Below are 17,529 nucleotides of genomic sequence, written 5' to 3'. Positions count from 1 at the left end.
GTAACTAGACTACGCCGCTCCGCCGACAACGACCTAGCCGTTATTGCCACCGGCGTGGGGACCCGCGCAGCCAGCAGCCATGTCAATGCTCCGGCTCAGCATTTGTCGGCTCCGTCGAGACCGAAACCGTTTCGCTCGGCGTAGCCGCACGGAAACGAACGACTGTCTGCTGGTGCGTCATCGCGACACGATGGCGACATGGCGCCGGAGCAGCGCCCGCACTCTGGCCGGCACCCTCGTCGGCGGACTGGAGATCATCTGCGCTGCCACACGCGCAGCGTCGCCGCGCTCGCCGGCCTTTGTGATCTTGGGGTCGCCCAGGCGCCACGGCGAAGCGTGGTAATCGGGTTGTGACGCGACGATCTCCAGTAGTGTCTCGATATCCTGGAGGTCACGTTCGGAGTCGCGAACGGTACGTGCCAGCATCTTCAACACGAATGCTGCCTCGACGTCGGGAACCGGAACTTCGAACTCAACCGTGTCGCCGTCGGTGAGTCGGGCTGTGACGGCGACTTCGATCGGCGGTAGGGCGAGCGCCAACCGCAGCCCTGGCGCTCCGTCGAAGGCTCGTTCGCCGATGATCCGCTTGCCTGGTTTGGCTGCGGTGGGAACTAAGAGGTCGACCGCTTGCTCACCCCGCTCGTAGCGGTTGCCGCATTCAGCGGTGTACCCCAGTGCGGTGAGTCGATCGTGGAGGTTCCCGGTGGACGCCACGTTGACGTCGATCCCGGTGTCTGCGTCGGAGGTCAGTCGCGGTATGCCCGACACGTTGTAGACGTGCCGCAGCAGTCGCACCATGTGACCGCCGATGACGCGGTACTCGATGTCGGCAGTGACTGCGGCCACGTCGCGCAGTGCACGCATTCCGTTGTCGTCGGCCACCGCAGTGCAGGCGATTTGCACCGATGCTGTTCCGGTCACCGGTGCACGATCCAGTCGCTGAGATGCTGCGGTGCACCGTCGCCAAGATCGGCACCGCCGCTGAGGTCCTGAAGCGCAATCACTGGATCCACAGTGATGATGTCGGAACGCTGCGTATCACGAACCCGCCGCCACCAGGCCGCGGTCGTCCAGACGGTCGGGTCGGCGGGAACCCGCACAGTCAAGGTCGCTTCCTCGGCGGTGGCCTCCACCAAACCGAACTCGGAGAGGTCGACCAGTTCTTTGGCATAGACCAGACCTCTGGTTGGTACCCGCCACGGTCGCAGGACGTCGGCGGCGACCTCGCCGCCAGCAAGGATCGGCACGGTGAGCTCGGCGCCGAGTCGGGTCGCACTGCGCACCTGCTCCACTACCGGATCCATTCCATACCAGTACGTTTCGACAAGTCCGCTGTCCGCAGGTACCAATGCCAGTTTCACCAGGAGCTCCCGGCGCGCAGCCTCGGTCATCGGCGTGTCCGGCAGCGGATCCTTCTCGGTCATTTTGGACACCGCCTGCTGGCTAACTCCGATGGCCGCGGCAATGTCGCGTTGGCGGAGGTGACCGCGCGTAAGCACACAGACCCGTTCAGCCGCCCGCCGCCGCCAGCTGCGCTCGCTGGCGGCGCGGGGCGGCCGTCCTGGTGTTGGCGTTCGGTAGGTTCGCCCGGAGAGCACCAGTTCGCCGGTGCTGCCGACGCTGAGATCCACGTCAGCCTGAGCCAGGAGCGCTGAACGTGCCTCATCTGAGATGGTCTCGCACACCACGAATACGCGGCGGCCTGGATGGCGGCGCACACGACTAAGGACTGCGGCCGGAGATGGCACACGTTCTGCCAGAACCAGGTCCGCTACTACGGCGCGGCCATCGATTCGGTATGTGATGCTGTGTGCATCACCAGTCACCATCCGCACGCCTGCGTCGACCAAGCGGGCAGGAATCGAAGCAGAGAGCACGTCTACTACTCTACTCAGTGACTACTTGTCAAACAACCTATTGTCGATAAATAGCGTTCTGGTTGTTTGACTTCGACCAACCAGTGGCGTAAACACCGTCCATTGTTCCGTCATACGCTGGTGGAGTTTAACGGGTCTAGCGTCGAGGAACCTGAGCAGATAGGGCTACTCTGACGTTTTCGCGGCGACGCCGGTAGCCCAGGCATCGCTGACAGCCGCTGACTCTTAATCAGCGGGTCTGGGGTTCGAAACCCTGACGGCGCACCATGCAAACGCACTGCTCAGGCAGGGTTGTTGTCGTTTCGGAGTGTTTGCTGCCTGTGACAGATGTGACCGATGTGACCGAAAGGTCTCCATATTGTCCCCGCGCTGCGGGAGCAGACCCACCACAGCAAACGGCGCGTCGGCGTGACATGTGAGACCGCCGTCCTAAGGTCGTGCCGTGTCTAATATGCCTCCCGACCCCGATGCATCTGACTCACGCGAGGACGGTGCACCTACCAAAGAGGCCTGTGCCAAGCTCTATCAGGAAGTGGGTCTGCTGCACGATCAGGTGACAATTTCGGTCACGCGGCCTGACTGGCCGTCGTGGTCATGATGGCTTCGTATTCGACGGGGGTCAACCGGCCGAGGGCGCCTTGGCGGCGACGTCGGTGGTAGGTGCGTTCGATCCAAGTGACGATGGCGATCCGCAGCTCCTCTCGGGTGGCCCAGCGGCGGCGGTCGAGGACGTTCTTCTGCAGCAGGCTGAAGAAGCTCTCCATCGCCGCGTTGTCGCCGGCCGCGCCGACACGTCCCATTGAGCCGACCATGCCGTGATGGTGCAGGGCCTGGACGAACTTTCGACTTCGAAACTGCGACCCTCTGTCCGTGTGAACCACGCAGCCGGCGACCACCCCACGGCGGCCGACCGCGTTGCGCAGCGCGGCGGTCGCCAGGCGTGACTTCATTCGGGAGTCGATCGAATAACCCACGATGCGGTTGGAGAATGCATCCTTGATCGCGCAGAGGTAGAGCTTGCCATCGCCGGTGTAATGCTCAGTTATGTCGCTGAGCCACAACATGTTTGGCGTTTCAGCGGTGAAGTCGCGCTGGACCAGATCGTCGTGCACCGGCGGTCCTGGTTTGCCGTTCTTGCCGCGCTTCTTGCCGAACACGCTCCACAACTGCTGCTGTGAGCAGATGCGCCAGGCGGTGCGCTCGGCCATCGGCTCGCCGGCCTCACGGGCCTCCTCGACGAGGTAGCGGTAGCCGAACTCGGGGTCCTCGCCGTGCGCGTCGAACAGGGCGTTGGCGCGGTATGCCTCGACGAGTTCGGCATCGGTGATGGGATTTGCCCGCCAGCGGTAGTAGGGCTGGCGGGCGAGCTTGAGTACCCGGCGCGTCACCGCGACGGGAATCCCGTCGGCGGCGAGCTCACTTACGAGCGGGTAGACCCTTTTCCCGGCAGATTGGCCTGCGACAAGTACGCCGCTGCCCGCCGTAAGACTTCATTCTCTTGTTCCAACAACCGATTTCGGCGTCGTAGCTCGCGCAGATCAGCGGAGTCATTGGTGCTCTTACCCGGCTTGGCGCCCTCGTCGACGTCGGCTTGGCGCATCCACTTGGTCAACGTCATCGGGTGCACGCCGAAATCGGTGGCGATCTGCTCGATCGTCACCCCGTCGTCGCGGTTACGGGCAACGCGGACGACGTCGTCGCGAAATTCACGGGGGTAGGGCCTAGGCACACTGACATCCTTCCAGCCCGCCCGCTTTGGGCAAGCCAACTCAGATGTCACCTATTGGTGCAGCAGACCCGATGATCGTGGGCTGGCGGGTAGCGTCGCACATGCGTACCACCATGGTGCTGGATGCGTTGGAGATGGCTCGTTGGTGACGCGGAAACACGTTGCCGGGCTTGACATGTCACTCCGATGCCGGATCGCAATTCACCTCTATCCGCTATGGCGAACGGCTCGCCGAGATCGGAGCGGTCCCCTCGATCGGCACGATCGGAGACAGCTACGATAATGCCCTGGAGACGGTGAACGGCTACTACAAGGCGGAGCTGATCTACGGGCCAGTCCGCACCAGGCCGTGGAAGACCGTCGAGGACGTCGAACTCGCGACCCTGAGCTGGGTGTACTGGCACAACACCAGCCGCTTACACAGCTACCTTAATGACATCCCACCCACCGAGTTCGAAGCCGCGTTCTACGATGCACATGGGACCGACCAACCCCTGGCCGGAATCCAATAACCCGAGCCTCCGGGAAAGTCAGGGCGATTCAATCAAGTAGCTAGAGTCCGATACGTTTGGCGATGACCTCGTTCATGATTTCGTTGGTGCCGCCGCCTATTCCGAGAATTCGGCAATCTCGATAGTGTCTCTCGATCTCAGACTCACGCATGTAGCCCATCCCACCGAAGATCTGAACCGCCTCATTGACCACGTAGTCGCACGCATACACAGCGGTGTTCTTGGCCATCGACACCTCGGCAACGACATCCTCCCCCGCTAGCCACCTCTGCATGACCGCACGGGTGTAGGTGCACGCCACGTCGACCTGTCGAGCCATCTCCGCAAGCTTATGGCGAATGATCTGGCGCCCCGTCAAGGGTCTACCGAACGTTTCACGTTCCCGCGCCCAACTCTTGGCAAGGTCGAGAGCCCGACCCGCCGTCGCGTACGCCTGGACGGCGATGCCGAGCCGTTCAGCCTGAAATTGCTGCATGATCTGCAAAAACCCACTGTTCTCTGCCCCCACCAGGTTGTCAGCCGGTACGCGAACGTCGACGAAAGACAACTCGGCGGTGTCGCTACATCGCCACCCCATCTTGTCTAACCGGCGGGACACTTCGAATCCAGGCGAATTCTTGTCGATCACAAGCAATGAAACTCCACCGTAACCCGGTCCGCCGGTGCGTACCGCCGTAGTAACGAAGTCCGCTCGAACTCCGCTGGTGATGAACGTCTTTGCTCCGTTGACCACGTAGGTGTCCCCCTCGCGCACCGCGCGTGTGCGCAGATTCGCGACATCTGAGCCTGCCCCAGGCTCGGTAACGCCCAGCGAGCCGATCATCTTTCCTGCGAGCGTAGGACGGACATATCGTTCAATCAGGGCGTCGGAGCCATTGGCGGCAATGTGGGGAAGGGCAATGCCATGGGTGAACAAGGCGGCGCAGACGCCAGTGGACCCGCCTGCGGCCAGGATGGCCTCAGTGACCAGTGCAGAGTCAATCGCATTGCCGCCGCTGCCGCCGACTTCTTCCGGGAACCCGATTCCGAGAAGCCCCACCTCGGCAGCATTGAGATGCAGGTCGCGTGGAATCTCACCCACGTGCTCCCATTCCGCTAGCTTCGGCGCGATTTCACGTTCCACGAAAGACCGCGCCATTTGGCTCAGCGCTCGTCGCTCCGGCGTGGTCCACGCCTCCGGGGCGACAACGAAACGAGCTGCCCCATCCTCGCTTGCCGTGGTCGTGCCAGCGTCCGTCATCTCAGCCTCCGAGAGAATTTGATGGATGATTGATTACAAGGTGTCTAATGCTTGCCGTCCTCAGGACGGGAAACGAGGACGCGACGCGCGGCAGCCTAAGCGGTCCGGCGGCGTGTAATCTGCAGCGGCGCAAGGACATGAACACGAGCAGTGGAGCATGGTTCTCTTCAGAACCGGACGAGCCCTCGAATGTTTCTTCCTGAACGCATATCCTGGTAGCCCTCATTGATTTGGTCGAGGGAGTATTCGCGGGTGACCAACTCGTCGAGCTTCAACAGCCCGGCGGAGTAAAGCTCGACCAGCCGCGGAATATCGTGTGGCGCATTGGATGAGCCATACAAAGCGCCACGAATCTGCTTCTCGTAAAGCGTCATCTCCAGCAGTGACCCTGAGATCGACGACTCGTCGGGATGCCCGATGGCCGTAACCACGACGCGTCCGCGCTTTCCGACCAAGGCCAGCGCTTCGGCGGTATAAGAGCCCTCAGCTACATCAGTGGTGAGGATGCAGACATCGGCCAGCTTGCCCCGCGTCATATCGCTGACCAGCGACCAAGCTTCATCCATCGAGGCGGCGGTATGCGTCGCGCCGAACCCGCTCGCTTGCTCTCGCTTGAAGTTCACCGGATCGACCGCCACAATTGCTAGCGCACCCGCGATTCGCGCACCCTGAATCGCATTCATTCCGATTCCGCCTGCTCCCACTACCACGACGGTGTCCCCGGCGCGCACCTCCCCAGTCCGCACCGCAGATCCGTAGCCGGTCGTGACGCCGCACCCGATCAAGGCTGCCCGATCCAGAGGGATTCCGCCGTCAATCTTGACCACGGATGCCTGCGGCACCACTGTGTACTCGGAAAACGTTCCGAGCAAACACATCTGCCCGACGTCCTCGCCTCGTGCGTGAAAGCGATAGGTGCCGTCGATCTGCGGTCCCATCATGAGCGCCGCTCCCAACTCACAGAGATTGCCCATGCCGCGCGCGCAGTACGAGCAGCGCCCACACGAGGGAAGGAAGGTCAAGATGACAGAATCACCTTCGGACAGATCCTCGACCCCTTCGCCGCACTCCACGACTGTGCCAGCACCCTCATGACCCCCCACTACCGGCAATGGGATCGGGAGGTCGCCGGTCACCAGATGTTCGTCGGAATGGCACAAGCCGGTGGCCGCCAGCCGCACGAGGACCTCCCCGGGACCTGGCGGATCCAAATCGACTTCTTCGACCTCCCACTTCTGCTCCAAGCCCCACAAAACAGCCGCACGTGTCTTCATGTTGAAGTCCCTTCTATCTAATGACGCTTCTGAAGTAGTTGTCCCGACCGCGCACGGTGGTCGCGCGAACTGTCCTGGATGATCTCCGGGCACATCGCCCAGAGGCCCGCGCCGCTCACCCGGGCCCGGGCGCGGTACCGCACGACATCACACATTGAGCAGGTCGTGACGCTTGTCGGCCTCAAGGATTGCCCGGTATTCCGGAAAGAGGTTCTTTGCCTGCGGTATGAGCTTGATCAGTTTGGTGACAGGACCTTTCGCTCGTACAGTTCCTTTCGCCATCGCCATGGTCAAGTTCACCTTCCCCAACCAGAACCTGTTGCCGGTATCCGCGGACATGAACAATTCGACATTCGGTGTAACGCCACTGTCCGCGCCGGTCTCTACGACCTTCTCCGGCATATCCACGGTTACTACCGCATCCGGATCGGTGTAGTGGATCCGTAACACCACCCCGGACCCGGCAAGTCTGTTCGCAAGGTCTTCGTTCTCCAAACCTCGTCGAAAGATGCCGGCGAGGTAGCGGTAAACCTCTTCCGCATCAGCGAAGACAGCCATCGTGATTCTCCCTTCTTATGACACAATTCAAAGCGCTCAAATAAATCTGCTGGGTCGCAACCAGTCGGCTTGCTCCGAAGCAATCAGAACTCATAGGAGTAGATCTGCTGCCTCCCTCAGCGCCTCCGCGAGTCGACGTTCGGCTGTCGGCAATTGCGCAGCCACGGACGCGGCGCCGCTCGCTCTTCGGTGCGGATCTGCACCGCGGTCATAAGCGGCGTGCGCAACCGCGGTCCACAACTCAGATGCGGTCTTTGCAGCCTCCGCTGCTCTAAACGCAGGTTCGAAACTCAACTCTTCAGCGACGCGCCGACATCCACGTGCTTGCAGATCTCGGAACAGACCGCCTCCGGTTCCGGCTTTTTCGATGAAGGCGCTCAGCGCAAACAAGGCTCCGTCGAGGGTGTCGTCGTCAAAGATCTTCGGCCACCGCCTGAGATCCTCCACAAAAGTCGATACCCCTGGTAGCCCACGCACCTGAATTTCACAATCGGAGTCCTCGGTGATCGGCGCGCTCACACACGAACCCTGCATCGCGTCCGCGGACCTACAGAAGGCCGACCGGGCAGCATTGCCGAGATCTGGTGCCGCTCCGGGCCACTCGACCACGTAGGTGGTGTGCCGCGTGGGGACGGGAAATCCCGTCGATGCCCGCGCCTTCCGTAGATTCTCGTAAGGCACGGCTTGAGGTGTATCGCGATCGTTATCGACCACGAAGGCGAGTTCCTCGTCGTCGTCGTACCCTACGATCACGACATCGTGCCGGCTCATACTCAGACGCGTTCTCAGATAGGGCAATTCGGCGATGTCAGTCCACACCATGACCGGCCTGCCGGAATCGATCTGTTCGGTCACCCATTTCCAACCAAGATCGGGGTCGTCTGTCGAACGGCGCTCGAAGCGCGCGCCCAACCGGGTCAAGTATTCGTCTTCGAGGTCCGCGCTACGTCCAACGAGGTAGATCGGTGGACGTAGGTGCGCCGAGCGAACATACGAGAAGTCGAGGGCCCCGCCGAGAGCAAACACGATACCTTCGTCCGGGGTGTCATCACCCCAACGGATCCCGGCCCATTCGGTCAAATCCCGAAGAGCCCCCGATCCGCAATGGCCGCCCATGTCGTGGCGATACGGCACCACCATCGATGCCATCAATCCTCCTCCAGGTGACTAACGTGCAGGCGGCAACTCATCTGAGTCATAGGGAACGCGAGATGATTTCCTTCATCACCTCGTTCGTGCCGGCATAGATTTTTTGCACGCGCTGATCCACCCATAATCTCGAGATGGGGTACTCGGTCATGTAGCCATATCCGCCGTGAAGCTGCATACAGTCATCGAGTACCTTCATCGCTCGCTCAGTGGTCCACCACTTCGCCATGGCGACGGTCTGCACGTCGAGTTGACCCGCAAGGTGCAGGTCGATGCAGTAGTCGAGGAACACTCGTGCGATGCGCGTTTCGGTCGCGGCTTCAGCCAGCGTGAACTTGGTGTTCTGAAAGCCAAAGACAGGCCGACCAAACGCCTCCCGCTCACGGGTATACTTGAGCGTCTGCTCCAGGGCAAGTTCCATCGCTGCGACAGCCCCCACCGCTACGATGAGTCGCTCTTGTGGCAGCTGCGTCATCAGCTGAATGAAGCCCTGTCCCTCAGCCTGGCCCAGTAGATGCGAGCGCGGAACTCTCACTTCATCGAAGAACAACTCGGAGGTGTCCTGGCCGCGCTGGCCGATTTTGTCGAGAACCTTGCCGCGCCGGAATCCCGCCCGGTCAGCCTCGACAACGATCAAAGAGATGCCCGCAGCGCCCTGGCTCGGATCTGTCTTGGCAACAACGATGATGAGGTCGGCCTGTTGGCCGTTGGTGATGAAAGTCTTGGAGCCGGTGATCACGTACTCGTCACCGTCCAGGAGGGCTTTCGTCTTGACGCTCTGCAGATCGGACCCGGTCCCCGGTTCTGTCATGGCGATCGCCCCGATCATTTCACCGGACGCCATCTTGGGAAGCCACTGCGCGCGCAGCTCTTCAGTCGCGTACTGCAGGATGTAGTGGGCGACGATTCCGCTGTGCAGTCCCGCGCCCCATGAGCTGTCACCTATGCGGGCCTGCTCTTCGAGCACGACCGCTTCGTGCGCGAAAGTGCCACCGCCTCCGCCGTATTCCTCAGGTATAGACATGCAGAGCAGGCCAAGCTCGCCTGCTCGGTTCCACAGTTCTCGGTCGACGTGGTGCTGGTCTGCAAAGCGGTTCGCATGCGGCGCCAATTCGGCCGAGAAGAACTTCGCAGCGAGGTCACGAAGCTCGAGTAATTCGGCATTCATCCAGGGAGAGATTGGTGAGGACATGATTACCTTCCGACTGTTGGAATTCCTGGGATTCGACGTTATGACGTTTCGATTTCGATGAGGTATTCGCCGGCAGAGTGGCGGGCACGGATGGCCTTTTTGTCGTACTTTCCGACGCTCGTTCTCGGAATATCGGACACGAAGCTCCATCGCTCAGGAATCCACCATTTGGCGACTTTGTCCGCAAGAAACGATCGGAGTTGGTCAATGTCAACGTCGGTTCCGGGGTGGACGACGACAAGCGCCAACGGCCTTTCCTGCCATTTATCGTCCGCGACGCCGACTACCGCCGCTTCGTACACGGCAGGGTGGCCGATCAGCGTGTTTTCCAGCTCCACCGAGGAGATCCATTCGCCACCTGACTTGATGACGTCTTTCGAGCGGTCGGTCAGGGTCAGATAGCCCTCGGCGTCGATCTTGCCCACATCACCGGTACGCAGCCATCCTTCGTCGAACTTCTCCGTATCGTTGTCTCCGAAATAGGACCCGGTGATCCAAGGACCGCGCGCCTGGATTTCCCCGACTGATTGCCCGTCCCACGGCACATCTTTCCCGTCGTCATCCCGCAACCGGATTTCGACACCGCAGATCGGCCGGCCCTGGGATGCGCGCATCTCCCATCGTCGCGTCGCGTCGGCTCTGTGAGCCGGACGTGCAACGGTCGCCAACGGAGAGGTTTCGGTCATACCCCAGGCCTGCACAATGGGCACGTTGTACTTCTCTTCGAATGCCCGCATCAAGGAAAGCGGAACAGCAGATCCCCCGCACGCGACCAGCCGTAGCGAAGAAATGTCCCGCTCAGGGTGCGAATCCAGATATCGGTCGACATCGTTCCAGATCGTCGGCACTGCACCGGCCACGGTCGGCCTGGTGTCTTCGATGATCGACACCAACGGTTCGGCTTGGAGATAGCGGTCAGGCAGCACCAGATCCGCACCGGACATCAACGCTGCGTAGATAAGCCCCCACGCATTGGCGTGAAACATTGGGACGATGGCCAGCACACGGTCGGCCTCGCTGACTGACAAAGCGTTAGCTGTGCAGGCGGTCAGGGAGTGAAGGTACGTCGAACGGTGGCTGTAGACGACGCCTTTGGGATCTCCGGTGGTGCCGCTCGTATAACACATGGCCGCGGCGGACAGCTCGTCGAGCCGAGGCCAGTCAAATGATTCTTCCTGGCCGGCAAGCACTTCCTCGTAACGCAGAACGGTCTTCCCGCATCCCTGTAGCGGGGCAAGGTCGCCCTCTCCGGTGACGATGACGGTGTGCACCGACGCCATCGCTGGGAGCGCGCGCGCCAACAACGGGGCAACCGAAGCGTCGACTAGGACGATCTGATCGCTCGCGTGGTTGGCGATGTACGCCAGTTGCTCTGGGGCCAAACGAATGTTGAGCGTGTGCAGGACCGCGCCCATGGAGGGAATCGCACAGTAGGCCTCCAGATGTTCCTGGTTGCTCCACTGGAAGGTGGCCACGCGTTGGTCTGCCGTGACGCCAAGACTGCGCAGCGCATTGGCAAGGCGAGCCACTCGCGCCAGCACAATGCGGTAAGGCGTTCTCCGATATCCATTTCCGGTCGGAGTGACGACCTCGCTGTCACCGTGTATGGCTGCCGCATGCTGGACGATCGCCGACACCGTGAGCGGAACATTTTGCATTGTGCTTTGCATCGTGTAGTGCCCTTTCAGGCGAAGAGGTCGGGACGGCTGTTCGGCTGATCGATGAATGTGCCGTAATGCGTTCTCAGTGCTTGCAGGATGTCTGCTAGGGGTAGATCGTCGTAGGCTCCCCGGTCGCGCAGATACTCCATGTGCTGGGTGCCGTCAGCGGTGAAACCATGGAGTAGCGCGTCGCTACGGCCGTCGAATTCGATCGGCGAGACACCGAAGCGTGCGCACAGCTCGCGATTGAACGCCGGGGTGGCCTTTACCCACGCACCGTTGAGGAACATGAGACTGTAGCCGTGGTAGACGAAAACGTCGCTACCACCCATCCGCTCGCGCAATGCCTTGGTCTGGAGGTGGTTTCGGACGTCGGCGAACCCCAGCCGCGCCGGGATTCCCGCCGCTCGGCACGCTGCAGTCAAGAGCACGGCCTTCGGGACGCAGTAGGCCCGTTCTGCGGTCGCGACGGTGCTGGCGCGATACGCGTGCGGGTTGTCGGTCACCGTGTAGGGGTCGTACCAAATGGAGTCACGGACCGCGGTGAAGATGGCGATGGCCTTCTCGGAGTCGCCGCAGGCACCACGGATCGCCGATGACACGAAGTCACGTACCGAATCTTGTTGCCAGTCAAGAAACTCCGTGGGTTCGAGGTAGGGGCTGTGGTCGACGGTCATCGGCGCTTCATCTCCAACGGAAGTCCGTCCACCGGAATGGGCAGCGAGGTGTTGTCCCATCGGACGTGATAGTTCTCCGGAACCTTCCAAGTGAACGAACGCAGCATCCTGTGCAGGATTGCTTTGACCTCGAGCGTCCCGAATTGCATGCCGATGCACTTGTGCGCTCCACCTCCGAACGGAACCCAGGCGAATCGGTGGTGTTGGTCTTCGCGCCGAGGCTCGTCGAAACGTGAGGGATCGAACCGCTCCGGATCATTCCAGATCGTTCGATCGAAGTGATTCACGGCAGGCGTTATAGCGCATAACGTGTTCGAGGGGATGTGATATCCATCGATGGCGACATCTCGAACCGTCTTGCGCATCACCAGCGGAACAGGTGCAAGCAGTCTGAGCGCTTCCTTGATCACGCGGTCGATGACCGTCATCTTCTCCAGGGCCTCGATGTCCGGCAACCCGTCACCGATGGCCGCGGCTTCCGCAGCCGCAGCCTCCTGCCACTGCGGATACTTGGCAAGGAAATAGGTGACCGCTGTGGTGGTGATCGTCGAGGTGTCGTGGGCCGCCATCATCAAGAAGATCATGTGATTCACCACATCCTCGTCGGAAAACCGCTCCCCGTCTTCGGTCGTGGCTTGACAGAGAGCAGCGAACAGATCCTCCGTTTCACCGGCTCGCGCGGCCGGCAGATGCCGGAAGAAGTAGTCCTCCAAAACGCGCCGCCCTTGCACACCAGCGCGGAATCTGGTTCCCGGAAGCGGAGCACGCACAAGGGAACTCGCCGCCCGGACCGTAGCGACGAACGCCTTGTTGACAGCATCGCTCTCGTCCTTGCCGCGGCCGCCCATGAAGACGTCGGTAGCGATGTCGAGGGTGAGTTCCTTCAACAGTGGGTAGATTCGAACCGACGGGCCCACCGGCCACGCAGGCACTGCCGAGCGAACGCATGGCGTTACCTGTTCGACGTATCCGGTCAGGCGCGGACGCGTAAACGCCTCCTGCATGATGCGCCGGTGCATCAAGTGCTCGTCGAAGCTCATGAGCATCAAACCGCGATGGAAGAAGGCGTCGATCAGGAAGGACCAGCCATCCTGAGAGAATGCCTTCGCTTCGCTCGTGAACGCCTCTCGAGTGGCGTCAGGGCCGGCGATGACCACCATCTTGGTGCCGAACGCGCCCATCCACGACACCGAACCCAGACGGTCGTAGCGCTCTCGACTGAAATCCGAGCCGAATCGGATGTAGTCGAGCGTGTGACCCACGAAGGGCAGTCCGGCATCCCCCCGGACGGCTTTCAATCCACTGCCCGCGGGTGCCGGTGCCAGTTCACGAACCGGCCAGTCCCGGCTCCATCGACGCCATCTGTCGTCGACGGCGTGAGGCGCGGGGACCATGATCACAGAGGACAACCGCTCCTTCACGTGGTGCGCAGGTGCGAGAAGGTGATTCGTCATGGTTCCTCCTGGACGCTGGGCCGCTTCGACGGCGTCCACCAGTCTTTACAAAGATGCCATTGATGTCAATATCTAGACATTATTGGCCTAGCGGTTAAGTGCGCGTCTCGTGCCCTTAGTCGGCCAGGCTCGGTTCTGCAGGGTCTCCGACCTTTAGACGCCCGACGTTTCTCAAGACGTAATCGCCGCTGTGCGGCTTCCGGGTAAGGAGTCGATAAACCAAGGTAGGCCCCGGCCAGTTCGTCGGGATTTCCCCGCTCGAGGTTCGATACCAGCTCGCACACAGCGCCCACACCGACCTCCGTAGTCGCCTTCTCAAGCGCGTGTTGTAGCGTTGCGCGCTCTCCGTCCTGACATCGATCGCATGACCCGGATGAGCGGCCACGGCTTTGATGAGCGTTGCGATGTGACGGACTTGTGACTCGATCATGTAGAGGATCGACCCCGAGCCCACATTCGTGTTGGGACCATAAAGCAGGAACAGGTTCGGGAACATGGGGACAGTGATGCCCAGATATGCGTACGCCTGGGTCTTCCACACCTCGGCCAAGGAGACTCCGCGAGAGCCGCGCACGGACATCGGGGCGAGAAAATCGGTGGCGCGAAACCCGGTTCCGTAGATCACGACATCTGCAGGACGAAACTCTCCATCCACGGTCTTGACACCGTTGTCGCAGAGCTCTGCGATAGCCTTCGGCACCAACGACACGCGATCACTCGCGATTGCTGGATAGTAATCATTCGAGAACAGCACTCGCTTGCACCCTGGCGCGTCCGAAGGCATCAATTGCTCGCGCAAAGATGGGCTAGCAACCTGCCGATGTAGGTGGCGGCGCGCGATCGCACCGAGGACGCGTGAGAGGGGCTTCGCGTCGACTAGCGTCACAGCGAGCAACTCGAAAATTAGCCATACCGCGAAACGCTCGAGGCGCAGCGCCATCGGCAATAACTCGCTCACCCTGTCGTGAAGGACTCCATACCTGCTGTCCCACTTCGGCAAGATCCACGGAGCCGTGCGCTGATATAGCGTGACATGCTCCGCCTCCTGGACGATGTGTGGCACGAATTGGATGGCACTAGCTCCTGTGCCGATGACGGCTACTTGCTTGCCGCGAAGCGAAACCGATCGGTCCCAACGCGCCGAATGAAAGCGCGGCCCCTGGAAGGTGTCTGCGTCGGCAATAACGGGTACGTGTGGCAAGGAGAGCTGACCCACGGCCGAGACGACGACATCGCAGGTTATTGTCTCGTTCGAGTTCGTAACCAGGGTCCAACGCCCTAGCTGGTCATCGAAGGTCATTGCGACAACTTCGGTCTGGGTACGCAGATGCGCGGCCAGTCCGCCACTCTCCACGAGTTGTTGGAGGTACTTGAGTATCTCGGGTTGCTCGGCATATCGCCGTGACCAACGAGGATTGGGCTTGTACGAGAGTGAGTACAACGCTGACGGCACGTCGCAGGCCGCTCCCGGATAGGTGTTGTCACGCCAAACACCCCCGATGTCTGCAGCCTTTTCCAGGATCGTGAAGTTCGTGAACCCGTCCTTCTTCAGCCGGTGGGCCATCGCAACCCCGGCGAAGCCGGCCCCGATGATCACGATCGACGGATCGTATGCGCGACAGGCCGTCGCGAAGTTGCTGCTCATGAGGCAGAGACGACTGACTTCACGCTGCGGCGGTCGAGGTGGTGTAGGTGTAGGAGCATTGCCTGTTCGGACACTTTCACCTGACTTCCGAGGCTTCAAGGAAGCGTCCCGCTCGATGAATCGCGTCTCGGGCTTCGGGAAGAATCCGGAACATAGCCTGGAATACATGGATCTGTCCCCGGTATACCTGGATCTCGACGTGGGATCCAGCTGATTGAAGTCGCTCGGCGAGACGGCGCGAGTCATCGATCAACATTTCTCTCCCGCCCACCTGAATGAGGATCGGCGGCATCGAGGTGAGGTCCGCGTCAAGCACGCTGAGGCGCGGATCTCCGCGATCTGCGCCACCTACGTAGAGGTCAAGAGCGCGCGCCGCTGATTGAGCGGAGGCAAAAGGATCCCGGCGGCGAATTTCACGCGCTCTGGCAAGTTCGCACCTGAGATCCAGGACGGGAGACATCAGCAGCATCGCATCAGGGAGCGGCAATCCAACTGCACGTGCGCCCAAGGCCGTGGCCATCGTGAGCTGACCGCCCGCTGAATCGCCGGCAACCGCGACGGTGCGCTGACAAGAACCCGGGGACCCTCCGCTGGTAAGCCAGCGATACGCATTCAGCGCATCGTCCGCGGCTGCGGGATAGGGATACCGCGGGGCAAGACGATACTTCACTGCGAAGATGGGGCGCCCGCTCGCCGAGGCGAGTTCACCGAGAAGACCGCGGTGCGTCTCCGGCGAGCACATAGAATAGGCGCCGCCGTGGATGTACAGCAAAGGGTTGGCATGCGGATTAATGGCAGGCGTGGTGATCCAGTCCCCACGAACCGGGCCTCCGGCGAATACAGTGTCAACCTTGCGCACTGTGACGCCGCGCCGAGGCCGTGAGGCTACGAGCGCTGTTCGAAGCACGCGATCCATCACCGCAAGTCCGTAGGCGTTTGATGGCATCAGCTGCGCCAGTGGCCGCAGCGTGGTTCGCGAGGACATCGCGACGAGATGACTGGCAAGACTGGGCTGCCAGTCGGGGGCATCCATCCTGGTCATCGGGCACCCACCACCTCGGCCCGATTCTCGAATTGGTAATCCGAGAGGCGAAAGGTGCGGCTTCGCCAATACGTCTCAAAAGTCGTTGAGGGACGCAGTGGAACGTCGCCGTGCTTGTCGAAGTAGTAACTATTGGCACCGGAACAGCTCGGCTGCCAGAAAACCTGCCTGTGACGACGACTCAGCACTTCGGCGAAGTAACGGTCATTCGCCTCCTTCTTAACCTCGACGAGGTTCGCACCCAGTGCCCGCGCACGACGAAGACAGCGGACGATGTGCCGACTCTGCGCCTCGATCAGCGTGAAGTACGAGGAACCGTTGTAGCCGTAGGGACCGAAGATGTTGAAATGATTCGGGAATCCGGGGACACTGACCCCTTCGAAGGCCTGCAGTCGATGCTCGTCCCACCATGTAGCCTGCTCCAGCCCGCCGCGTCCCTTCAACACGTACGTTGGCATGTTGCCCGACTCCATCACTTTGAAGCCGGTGGCCAGGATCAAGACGTCAATGGGATGAGCTTTGCCGTCTCGAGAATGGACGGATGCATGGTCGATATGGGTTATGCCGCTCGTCTCGAGCGAAACGTTGGACCGGTTGTACGTTGCGAGATAGGAATTGTGGAAGCTGGGTCGTTTACAGCCCAACGAGTAGCGCGGAATGAGTTGTTCTCTCGTCGTCGGGTCATGGACTTCACGCCGCATGTACCGCTTTGCGGCGCTCTCCATGACATCGGCGAACGGTATCACCGTATGAAAGTGAGCGGCGATTGGGAAAGTGATTTCTACGAACGCCTGGCTCGCGGTCCGGGTCGCCAATTGCGCCCCCGGCAGGAAATGTAGAAGCCTTCCAGCCCACGTCGGTATGGGGATGTCTGGCTTCGGCAAACAATAAATTGGAGTTCGCTGAAAGACCGTCAGACTCCCTGCTTTTTTGCGATTTCGGGTATCAGTTGCACGGCTGACGCACCAGTACCGATTACAGCAACCCTCTTCCCGCTGAGATCTTCGGAGTCGTCCCACCTAGCCGTATGCAGAGTAACGCCGGCGAAATCTCGCACCCCCTGGATTTCAGGCCATTTCGGCCGACTGAGAACGCCGGAGCAATTGACCACGAAGCGTGCGGTGATCTCCTCACCTTTTGCGGTCGTCAGACGCCAAAATGTTGCATTTTCGTCAAAGCAAGCTGCAGTGATGGTTGTATTGAAACGAATATGGTCTCCAAGCTTGTACTTTTCAACGCATTGCTCCGCATAGCCTTTGAGCTCGTTGCCGTGGGCGTATGTACGCGACCAGTCGGGGCGCATTTCATATGAAAATTGATAACTATACGACGGTATGTCGACAGCGATACCGGGATAGGTGTTCCAATGCCACGTACCTCCGACGCCGTCGGCGTCGTCAACCATCAAGAAATCGGTAAAACCCGCCTTTAGTAAACTAATGCCGCAACCGATGCCAGAAAATCCAGCTCCAATGATGATGATTTCGTGATCTGGGTCAAACTTACGATCCATTGCTCA

Annotated in this window: 13 protein-coding genes and 2 pseudogenes; 1 reads left to right on the top strand and 14 read right to left on the bottom strand. The window is 60.7% G+C overall.

Annotated features, from left to right (window positions below):
* Positions 1-177 precede the first annotated feature (177 nt).
* From MAB_RS10670 to MAB_RS10660, 3 genes are all read right to left on the bottom strand, one after another.
* Positions 178-921 (bottom strand): nucleotidyl transferase AbiEii/AbiGii toxin family protein, encoded by a 744-nt coding sequence (locus tag MAB_RS10670; protein WP_005110607.1) that lies wholly within the window; start codon positions 919-921, stop codon positions 178-180.
* Positions 918-1,829, bottom strand: coding sequence for a hypothetical protein (locus MAB_RS10665; RefSeq protein ID WP_005110606.1), 912 nt, complete (start codon positions 1,827-1,829; stop codon positions 918-920). Before MAB_RS10665 ends, MAB_RS10670 begins: the two co-directional genes overlap by 4 nt.
* Before the next feature lie 614 nt (positions 1,830-2,443).
* A protein-coding gene (locus MAB_RS10660) for an IS3 family transposase (protein WP_225580817.1) occupies positions 2,444-3,606 on the bottom strand; the annotation gives its coding sequence in 2 pieces (ribosomal slippage) (positions 2,444-3,319 and positions 3,322-3,606; 1,161 coding nt in all).
* 68 nt (positions 3,607-3,674) lie between these two features.
* Between MAB_RS10660 and MAB_RS10655 the strand changes: the two are divergent.
* Positions 3,675-4,118: pseudogene (locus MAB_RS10655) on the top strand (DDE-type integrase/transposase/recombinase); the annotation flags it as partial.
* Positions 4,119-4,158: 40 nt separating this feature from the next.
* Here the strand turns inward: MAB_RS10655 and MAB_RS10650 are convergent.
* The 11 genes and pseudogenes from MAB_RS10650 to MAB_RS10600 form a co-directional block, all read right to left on the bottom strand.
* Entirely contained in the window at positions 4,159-5,358 is a 1,200-nt protein-coding gene (locus MAB_RS10650; RefSeq protein WP_005110594.1) for an acyl-CoA dehydrogenase family protein, read from the bottom strand.
* 167 nt (positions 5,359-5,525) lie between these two features.
* The gene (locus tag MAB_RS10645; protein WP_005110593.1) at positions 5,526-6,632 is read right to left on the bottom strand and encodes an NDMA-dependent alcohol dehydrogenase; all 1,107 of its coding nucleotides are present in this window, start codon (positions 6,630-6,632) and stop codon (positions 5,526-5,528) included.
* Positions 6,633-6,779: 147 nt separating this feature from the next.
* Positions 6,780-7,190, bottom strand: a complete 411-nt coding sequence (locus MAB_RS10640; protein WP_005110592.1) for an SCP2 sterol-binding domain-containing protein — start codon at positions 7,188-7,190, stop codon at positions 6,780-6,782.
* A gap of 90 nt (positions 7,191-7,280) precedes the next feature.
* Positions 7,281-8,339: a BtrH N-terminal domain-containing protein gene (locus tag MAB_RS10635; protein ID WP_005110591.1), complete on the bottom strand. Its 1,059-nt coding sequence runs from the start codon at positions 8,337-8,339 to the stop codon at positions 7,281-7,283.
* A 46-nt stretch (positions 8,340-8,385) separates the two neighbouring features.
* On the bottom strand, positions 8,386-9,531 hold the full coding sequence (locus MAB_RS10630; protein WP_005110589.1) for an acyl-CoA dehydrogenase family protein: 1,146 nt from the start codon (positions 9,529-9,531) through the stop codon (positions 8,386-8,388).
* Between the two features lie 38 nt (positions 9,532-9,569).
* Positions 9,570-11,189: a fatty acid--CoA ligase gene (locus MAB_RS10625; protein WP_005110588.1), complete on the bottom strand. Its 1,620-nt coding sequence runs from the start codon at positions 11,187-11,189 to the stop codon at positions 9,570-9,572.
* A gap of 26 nt (positions 11,190-11,215) precedes the next feature.
* On the bottom strand, positions 11,216-11,869 hold the full coding sequence (locus tag MAB_RS10620) for a transglutaminase-like domain-containing protein (protein WP_005110587.1): 654 nt from the start codon (positions 11,867-11,869) through the stop codon (positions 11,216-11,218).
* Positions 11,866-13,323 carry a cytochrome P450 gene (locus MAB_RS10615; protein ID WP_005061070.1) on the bottom strand — a complete coding sequence of 486 codons (1,458 nt, stop codon included), beginning with the start codon at positions 13,321-13,323 and terminating at the stop codon, positions 11,866-11,868. The genes MAB_RS10620 and MAB_RS10615 overlap by 4 nt, the downstream gene beginning before the upstream one ends.
* Before the next feature lie 115 nt (positions 13,324-13,438).
* Positions 13,439-14,968 carry a flavin-containing monooxygenase gene (locus MAB_RS10610; RefSeq protein ID WP_005110584.1) on the bottom strand — a complete coding sequence of 510 codons (1,530 nt, stop codon included), beginning with the start codon at positions 14,966-14,968 and terminating at the stop codon, positions 13,439-13,441.
* A gap of 76 nt (positions 14,969-15,044) precedes the next feature.
* Complete coding sequence (locus tag MAB_RS10605) at positions 15,045-16,010, bottom strand: alpha/beta hydrolase (RefSeq protein WP_012296509.1); 966 nt, start codon at positions 16,008-16,010, stop codon at positions 15,045-15,047.
* A pseudogene (locus tag MAB_RS10600) lies at positions 16,007-17,523 on the bottom strand (flavin-containing monooxygenase). Before MAB_RS10600 ends, MAB_RS10605 begins: the two are co-directional and overlap by 4 nt.
* Between the last annotated feature and the right edge of the window lie 6 nt (positions 17,524-17,529).

Origin of the sequence: Mycobacteroides abscessus ATCC 19977, from assembly GCF_000069185.1 — a bacterium.
In the GTDB taxonomy this organism is placed as follows: domain Bacteria; phylum Actinomycetota; class Actinomycetes; order Mycobacteriales; family Mycobacteriaceae; genus Mycobacterium; species Mycobacterium abscessus.
This window is presented reverse-complemented; position numbering and strand designations above follow the sequence as displayed.